Here is a 7,026-nt window from a genome sequence, read left to right on the forward strand (position 1 = left end):
GTCGTGACGCCCAACACCCGGGCCGTGGTCCTGGTGCACATCGGCGGTCTGATCGCGCCGGACGTCGCCGAGCTGGCCGTGCCCGAACCGACCGAACTCGAGCCGGCCGAGCCGGTCGCCGTGCCGTCGGCCGAGACCCCGGCCGAGCCGGCAGCGGCCGCACCGGAGACGGCGGAACCGGAGACGGGGCCGGCGACGAGCGAGGCCGTGGCCGTGGCCGACGGGACCCTCGTCGAAGCGGCAGGCGCCGAGGGCTCCGTCGACGCCGAAGGCTCCGCCGACGCCGAGGGCTCCGTCGACAGCGACGGACCCGCCGCGTCCGACGGCGCCACCCCGGCGACCTCGACGGAAACCGGTGCCACCGAGGTGCTGCCCTCGACGCCAGCCGCCGAGCCGGCCGCCGATGCGGGTGCCGCCGAACTCGCCGATGCGGTGCCGGTTCAGGTAGCCGAGTCCGCCGGTGCGGCCGAGCCGAGCGAAGGGACTGTGCCGGCCGACGCGGCGGAGGCTGTCGACGCAACCGCTGCCGTGGACGAGACGGTGGCCGTTGATCGGATCGAGCTCGCCGATGCGGCCGACGCCGCGGAGAAGCCCGAGCTGGCCGAGAAGCCCGAGCTGGCCGAGAAGCCCGAGTCTGCCGAGAAGGCCGAGTCCGCCGAGAAGGCCGAGGCCGCAGAGGAGCCCGAGCTGGCCGAGAAGGCCGAGTCCGCGGAGAAGGCCGAGGCCGCGGATCCCGCCGCGAAGGCAGCGGAGGGCACGGGTGATGACGCCACCGTCGTCGCCGCGGCGGGGCGTAAGGGCCGCAAGCGGCGTTGTGACGCCGAGACACCCCGTCCCGGGGCCCGGCGCGGCCTGCTCCGTCGCCGGCCCGCCGAGGTCGCCGCCGCCACTGCTGCGCCCGCCTCGACCGCTGCGCCCACCCTGACCACTGCATCCACCTCGCCTGCCTCCTCGCCCGCTGCTCCGGCCTCGCCTGCTGTGCCGGCCACGTCCGGCGCGCCGGCTCCCACCGCCGAGACTGGCAGCCCCGCTGACGCTGGGACCGGGGAGGGGACCGCAGGCCAGGCGGGCGACGACAGCGCCTCCTGAGCGGCCTCCGGTCATCGCCGCCCGGTCCCAGCCCCTGCCCGGTCCCAGCCCCCACCCGGTTCCAGCCCCCACCCGGCCAACCGCCGCCCGGCGAGCGGTCGTCGGGCGGCGGTTGGCCGGGCGAACAGTCTCCTGACGCCGTGGACGGGGGCGGTCAGTCGGTGAGAGCGGCCGCGCCGATGGTCTCGGAGGCGGGGCGCGGGACGCCGGCCGGGGCGGGGTTATGGGCATCGACGTCCGGGAGGTGTCGGCGCCCGAGCAGGGCCGTCAGGCCGGCGAGCAGGCCCGCGCCAGCCGGCACGAGGTAGCCCAGCCGGGCGCCCCCGGTGTCGATCAGACGGCCGGCCAGCGGGGAGCCCACGGCGAGGCCGCCGACCACCGCCATCGTGAGCCAGGCGAAGCCCTCGGTGCGGGCGCCCGGCCCGACGATCCGCTCCATCATCGCGTTCGCGTCGATCATCGTGGGGGCCACGGTGGCGCCGGCGAGGACGGTCAGCGGGATCATCGTGGCGACGCCGACCCCGGCCAGCGGGAGTGAGAGGCCGAACGTCAGCAGCTCGATCGAGCGCAGCAGCCGGGCCCGCAGCGGGCGGTTGTGCGGGCGGGCGCCGGTGATCAGACCGGAGATTCCCGAGCCGGCCGCGAACATGCCCAGCAGCAGCCCGCCGATGGCCGCCAGCCCCTCCTCGCGAGCGAAGGCGACCATGGCCACGTCGATCCCGCCGAAGCCGATCCCGATCGCGAAGACGATCGCAACCAGTGTACGGGTGTCGGGCCGCCGCATGATCCGCTCCGGTGGCGCGGTCGACGCCGCCCGGGGCCCCGGGTCGGTGCCGTGCTGCAGCGCGAGCCCCATGGCGCCGATGCCGAGCAGGACCGCCGAGGCCAGCAGGCCGGCGGCGGGGTCGACGAGCGTGGCCAGCACCGTCACCAGGGTGGGCCCCAGGATGAACACCAGCTCGTCGATCGCCGCCTCCAACGCGAGCGCGGCGGGCAACAGGGCGCCGCCGCCCAGGAGCGCGCTCCATCGGGCCCGTACACAGGTCCCGACGGGCGGCAGGCAGCCGCCGGCGACCACCGCGGCGAGGAACCACAGCGGGCGGGGGGCACCGACCCAGACCGTCACCAGCAGCGCCGCCGCGCCGAGCAGGTGCCCAGCGAGCCCGGCGACCAGCATCCTGGCCTGGCCGAGACGGTCCAGAGCGCGGCCCACCCGCGGCACGCACACCGCCTCGCTGAGCGCACCGGCGGCGGCGACCGCGCCGCCCACGGCATACGAGCCGGACCGGTCCTGCACGAACAGCACCGTGCCCAGCGCGTGCATGGCGATCGGCAGCCGTCCCACGAATGCCGGCCCGATGAACCGGGCCGCGCCGGGGGTGGCGAGGGTCCGCCGGTAGACGTTTCCACCCCCGCCGGGCGGGGGCGTCTCGGGACCACTGGTAACGAGGGCGGATATCGGGGACGGGTCGGTCATAGCCGGTCAAGCGTGCCGCAATGCACCGCCGGATGCCAACGGAATTTGCCCTGGCCAGGAGCGTGCCGTGGGCGGTCCAACCTTCGCCGCGCCGGGTCCCCACGGCCGCTCGGCGGCTCGGGTGGTGCCCCGCGACGGCGGCGCGACGGCTGCGGAAGGGCGATGCCTGTGGTGCGGGGACGGCCTGCCGAGGCGGATGGGAGAACGTCGGCACGTGATCATCGGCCCTCTGTCGAGCCGGGTTAACGTCCGAGCATGGACGACGTCGCCTTCCTCGACCACGTCGCCGAGCACCTCGCCAGCCTGCCCGGGGTTCAGGCGGTCAGCCTCGGTGGGTCACGGGCCGAGGGCACCCACCGGCCGGACAGCGACTGGGACTTCGCGGTCTACTACCGGGGACGTTTCGAGCCCCAAGCGCTGCGTGACCTCGGCTGGCCCGGCGAGGTGTTCGAGGTCGGGGCCTGGGGCGGCGGCGTCTTCAACGGCGGTGCCTGGCTGGACGTCGACGAACGCCGCACGGACGTGCACTACCGCGATCTCGACGTTGTCGAGGAGGAGCTCGCCGCCGCGGCCGAGGGCCGGTTCCGCATCGAGCCGCTGATGTTCCACCTCGCCGGCATCCCGTCCTACCTCGTCCTCGCGGAACTCGCGGTCAGCCGGGTGCTACGCGGCCAGCTGCCCACGGTGGACTACCCGGCGGCGCTACGGAAACAGGCGCCCACAGTCTGGTGGGACAACGCGCGCCTGACCTTCGACTACGCACGGGTCAACCACGCCCCCCGAAGCCGGTTGGCCCAGTGCGCCGGTTTGGTCGCCCAGGCAACCTCCCAAGCCGCGCATGCCGTGCTGGCGGCGCGCGGCGAATGGGTCACCAACGACAAGACTCTGCTCACCCGCGCGAACCTGCGCCACGTTGACCACTTCGTCGCAGCTGCCCACGCCGATCCGCAGGCCGCCGGCAGGCTCGTGGACGTCTCCGAAGAGCTCTGCGCGGCGGCGGTGCAGGCCGCGCTCCTCCCATTGCCCTGATCCCCAGCAAGGCACGAAGCAGCTGTTTACGCTGCGGGATATGCCGGCATTTGCTAACAACGGCCGCGTCCGGCGGCGCTGGCACTGGCCAACATCCGCGACCTGCCAACTCGGAGTGGCCAAGTAGATCTGTTTCCTACCGTCCCAGAACCCCACACCCCAGAAGACGACACCGCACCGCCAAGCTGCCTGACCAGGCCGCCTAGCGATGTGGATCTTGCTGGTCGGTCGGCCCCGCGGAACCGGACCACCCCGCACCGAGGAAGATCAGTAGCTTCGACGATGCCGGGCTGCGGCGGAGGAGGCGCCGGTCCCGCGAATCCACCGGTGTTGCGGCACCCGGGGCGGCGTGCCCGGTCCGGCCGCGCGTAGCTGGCGGATGAACGGCGCGACGAGCAGCGCCCCGACGATGAAGCCGACGACGTGCGCACCGTAGGCGACCGCGCCTCCGTCGGCGACGCCGAATCCGGTGAAGTACACGTACTGCAGCGCGAACCAGAAACCGAGGACGATCCAGGCCGGCAACCAGAACGGCAGGAAGAACAGGACGGATACCAGGCCGATGACTCGTGCCCTGGGAAACAGTACGAGATAGGCGCCGAGTACCCCGGCGACGGCGCCCGAGGCGCCGATCAGGGTGCTTGACGACCCGCTTTGGAACAGCGCGAAGCCGTACGTGGCCGCGTACCCGCAGACCAGATAGAAGAGCAGGTAGAACAGCCTGCCCATGCGATCTTCGAGGTTGTTGCCGAAGACTCCGAGAAACAGCATGTTGCCGATGAGGTGAAGCCAGCTTCCATGCAGGAACATCGCGGTCAGGACCGAGAGCAGCGGAATCTTGTCGAAGCTCGGCGGCGACTGCACGATGCAGCCGGGACTGCCGGCGGCGTCGACGCCGATGTGGCCGGAGTAGGCGGCCGAGAGCTGGGCGTTGTGTAGCAGCTCCCGGGGTATCGCCCCCCATTGCTGGAAGAACCGTTGCTGCTCGCAGACGTTCTGTGGGGTCGAGGTCCCGATCCCGGCGACCGAGCTCACCACGGGCTCGAAGAAGACGAAGATGACGACGTTCGCGGCGATCAGCAGCCAGGTGATGATCGGCCGCCGGCTCAGCGGGTTGATGTCGTGAATCGGGATGACCACGCCGCCCATCCTGCCCGGTGCGCTGGGCGGCGTCGCCGTCGGGCACGGCTGGTCGACATCGCGGCCGGTGGGCGGCCCGTGGGCCCGGCGGTCGGGGCCGGCGTGCGTGACGTGCGTCGCGCACGCATCGTCCGGGAAGGCCGCCCGCGTCGTCGATGCACCAGAGTGGGAGGGGTGAAGCCCTCAGCCGCCGTCGCCGCCGTGCCCACCTCGACGTCTCCGGACCTCCCGTCGCCAGCCGGCGCTCGGGCGAGCGGTACGGACGGGACGGGCGGGGCCGATCTTGTGGCCCGGGACCGGCGGTCTGTCTGGCACCCCTACGCCTCGGCGTCGCACACCGGGCCGCTGTTCGCCGTGTCGTCCGCCGCCGGGGTGCGCCTCACGCTGACCGACGGCCGCGAGCTGATCGACGGGATGTCTTCCTGGTGGGCGGCCATCCACGGTTACCGGCATCCCGTGCTCGACGAGGCCGTGCGCACCCAGCTCGGGTCGATGTCGCACGTGATGTTCGGCGGCCTGACCCACGAGCCGGCGGTGCGCCTCGCCGAGACGCTGGTGGAGATCACCCCCGAGCCGCTGCGTCGGGTGTTCCTCTGCGATTCGGGGTCGGTCGCCGTCGAGGTGGCCATCAAGATGGCGTTGCAGTACTGGACCGGCCGCGGTCGGCCGGAGCGGACCCGACTGCTGACCATCCGTCGGGGCTACCACGGCGACACTTCGGGCGCGATGTCCGTCTGCGACCCGGATGCCGGGATGCACCACCTGTTCAGCCAGCTCCTGCCGCGCCACCTGTTCGCCCCGGCGCCGACGTGCGCCTACGACGAGCCGTGCGAGGACGCCGACGTCGCCGAGTTCGAGCGGCTGCTCGCCGGGCACGCCCACGAGGTCGCCGCGGTCATCCTCGAGCCAGTGGTGCAGGGCACCGGGGCCATGCGCTTCTACGCACCCGGCTGGCTCGCTCGGGTGCGCGAGCTGTGCGACCACCACGGGGTGCTGCTCATCGCCGACGAGATCGCCGTCGGCTTCGGCCGGTCGGGGGAGCTGTTCGGCTGCGACCACGCCGGGATCAGCCCCGACATCATGTGCGTGGGCAAGGCGCTGACCGGCGGTTACCTGTCGATGGCCGCGACGCTGTGCACCGACGAGGTGGCGGCCGGGGTGTCCGACTCGCCCGCCGGGGCGTTCATGCACGGCCCGACGTTCATGGGTAACCCGCTGGCGAGCGCCGTCGCGAACGCCAGCGTCGAGCTGCTGCTGTCCTCACCCTGGCGGGCGCGGGTCGCCGAGATCTCCGCGGGGCTCACCGCGGGCCTCGCCCCGGCGGCCCAGCTGGCGGGGGTGGCCGACGTCCGGGTGCTCGGTGCCATCGGCGTGATCGAGACGCGGGAACCGGTCGACATGACGGTGATCCAGCCGCTGCTGGTGGAGCTGGGCGTCTGGGTGCGGCCCTTCGGCCGGCTGGTCTACACGATGCCGCCGTTCATCACGTCGCCGGCGGACGTCGCCACCCTGACCGGGGCGATGGTCGAGGCAGTCGCCCGCACCACCTGAGCCCGCACCGCCTGGGCCGGCACCACCTGGGCCGGCGAGGACTGGTCCTCGGGTGGTCCGCGGCTCGGCCGACACTGGTCCCAGACGCGGAGCCACGCCGATTCCCGGGCGTGTCGTGTGTGGTCTCTCTGCGGGCGTCGTGGAGTGGATGGCGGCCGGTGGGCCCCGGCGCGGGCGCTTTCGTCACCCCATTCGTCGTCGCAGGTCAGCTGCCATTTCCGGAACGAGTTCGGGGCCCGTCGCGGCGGGAGAATTCGGCTGGCCGTCGCTGCGGAGCAGTTAGCCACGCCATTACGACGGTTGCGAATGACGCGAACGTCTTCGTACTCTTCGTTCTCAACGATTCACTGTGAGTAGCAACGACGAGGTTGGTTTCACCGGGCGGTTCCGGCCGACCACGGCCGCGGACGAGAACGAGGAAGGCCATCCGCCAATGCCGTTACGCCTACGACTGCCACGCCGCCCTGGTTGCGTACTGCTGGGCGGCGCCCGCCGGGCGTGGCGACGACTGCGGGTGCGCATACGGGTGCGCAGCCCCCGGCCGCAGCCGCGCCCGCCCGCAACCTGTCCGCCGGCGCTGCGCATGGCCGGCCTGGACCGCTCCGGGGTCGCTGGCTCCCGGCACGGCGGCGCTGGGAACGGCGGCGCTGGAAACGGCGGCCCTGGGAACCCCCGCCCGCGGGCCGATCGGGGCGGCCGGTCGCGGGCCGGAGTGGACCGACCGCCCCGGCCCTTCCGCG

Annotated in this window: 4 protein-coding genes and 1 pseudogene; 3 read left to right on the forward strand and 2 right to left on the reverse strand. The window is 73.1% G+C overall.

Features of this window, described 5'->3' with window-relative positions; translation table 11 throughout:
* A pseudogene (locus ND748_RS21255) lies at positions 1–1,089 on the forward strand (hypothetical protein); the annotation flags it as partial.
* Positions 1,090–1,243: 154 nt separating this feature from the next.
* On the opposite strand, the gene ND748_RS21260 reads toward ND748_RS21255, so the two are convergent.
* The gene (locus ND748_RS21260; protein WP_251747749.1) at positions 1,244–2,566 is read right to left on the reverse strand and encodes an MFS transporter; all 1,323 of its coding nucleotides are present in this window, start codon (positions 2,564–2,566) and stop codon (positions 1,244–1,246) included.
* A gap of 255 nt (positions 2,567–2,821) precedes the next feature.
* Here ND748_RS21260 and ND748_RS21265 point away from each other — a divergent pair, with 255 nt between their 5' ends.
* Positions 2,822–3,595 (forward strand): nucleotidyltransferase domain-containing protein, encoded by a 774-nt coding sequence (locus ND748_RS21265; protein WP_251747750.1) that lies wholly within the window; start codon positions 2,822–2,824, stop codon positions 3,593–3,595.
* A 267-nt stretch (positions 3,596–3,862) separates the two neighbouring features.
* Here the strand turns inward: ND748_RS21265 and ND748_RS21270 are convergent, their stop codons facing one another.
* Entirely contained in the window at positions 3,863–4,735 is an 873-nt protein-coding gene (locus ND748_RS21270) for a rhomboid family intramembrane serine protease (RefSeq protein ID WP_251747751.1), read from the reverse strand.
* 285 nt (positions 4,736–5,020) lie between these two features.
* Here ND748_RS21270 and bioA point away from each other — a divergent pair, with 285 nt between their 5' ends.
* Complete coding sequence (gene bioA, locus ND748_RS21275; protein ID WP_251747752.1) at positions 5,021–6,286, forward strand: adenosylmethionine--8-amino-7-oxononanoate transaminase; 1,266 nt, start codon at positions 5,021–5,023, stop codon at positions 6,284–6,286.
* Positions 6,287–7,026: the final 740 nt, after the last annotated feature.

The organism is Frankia sp. AiPs1 (assembly GCF_023716945.1).
In the GTDB taxonomy this organism is placed as follows: Bacteria; Actinomycetota; Actinomycetes; order Frankiales; family Frankiaceae; genus Frankia.

Excerpts from the sequence above, each read along its gene's own strand:
- ND748_RS21260 (WP_251747749.1), bottom strand. The coding sequence starts at position 2,566 with ATGACCGACCCGTCCCCGATATCCGCCCTCGTTACCAGTGGTCCCGAG.
- ND748_RS21265 (WP_251747750.1), top strand. The coding sequence starts at position 2,822 with ATGGACGACGTCGCCTTCCTCGACCACGTCGCCGAGCACCTCGCCAGC.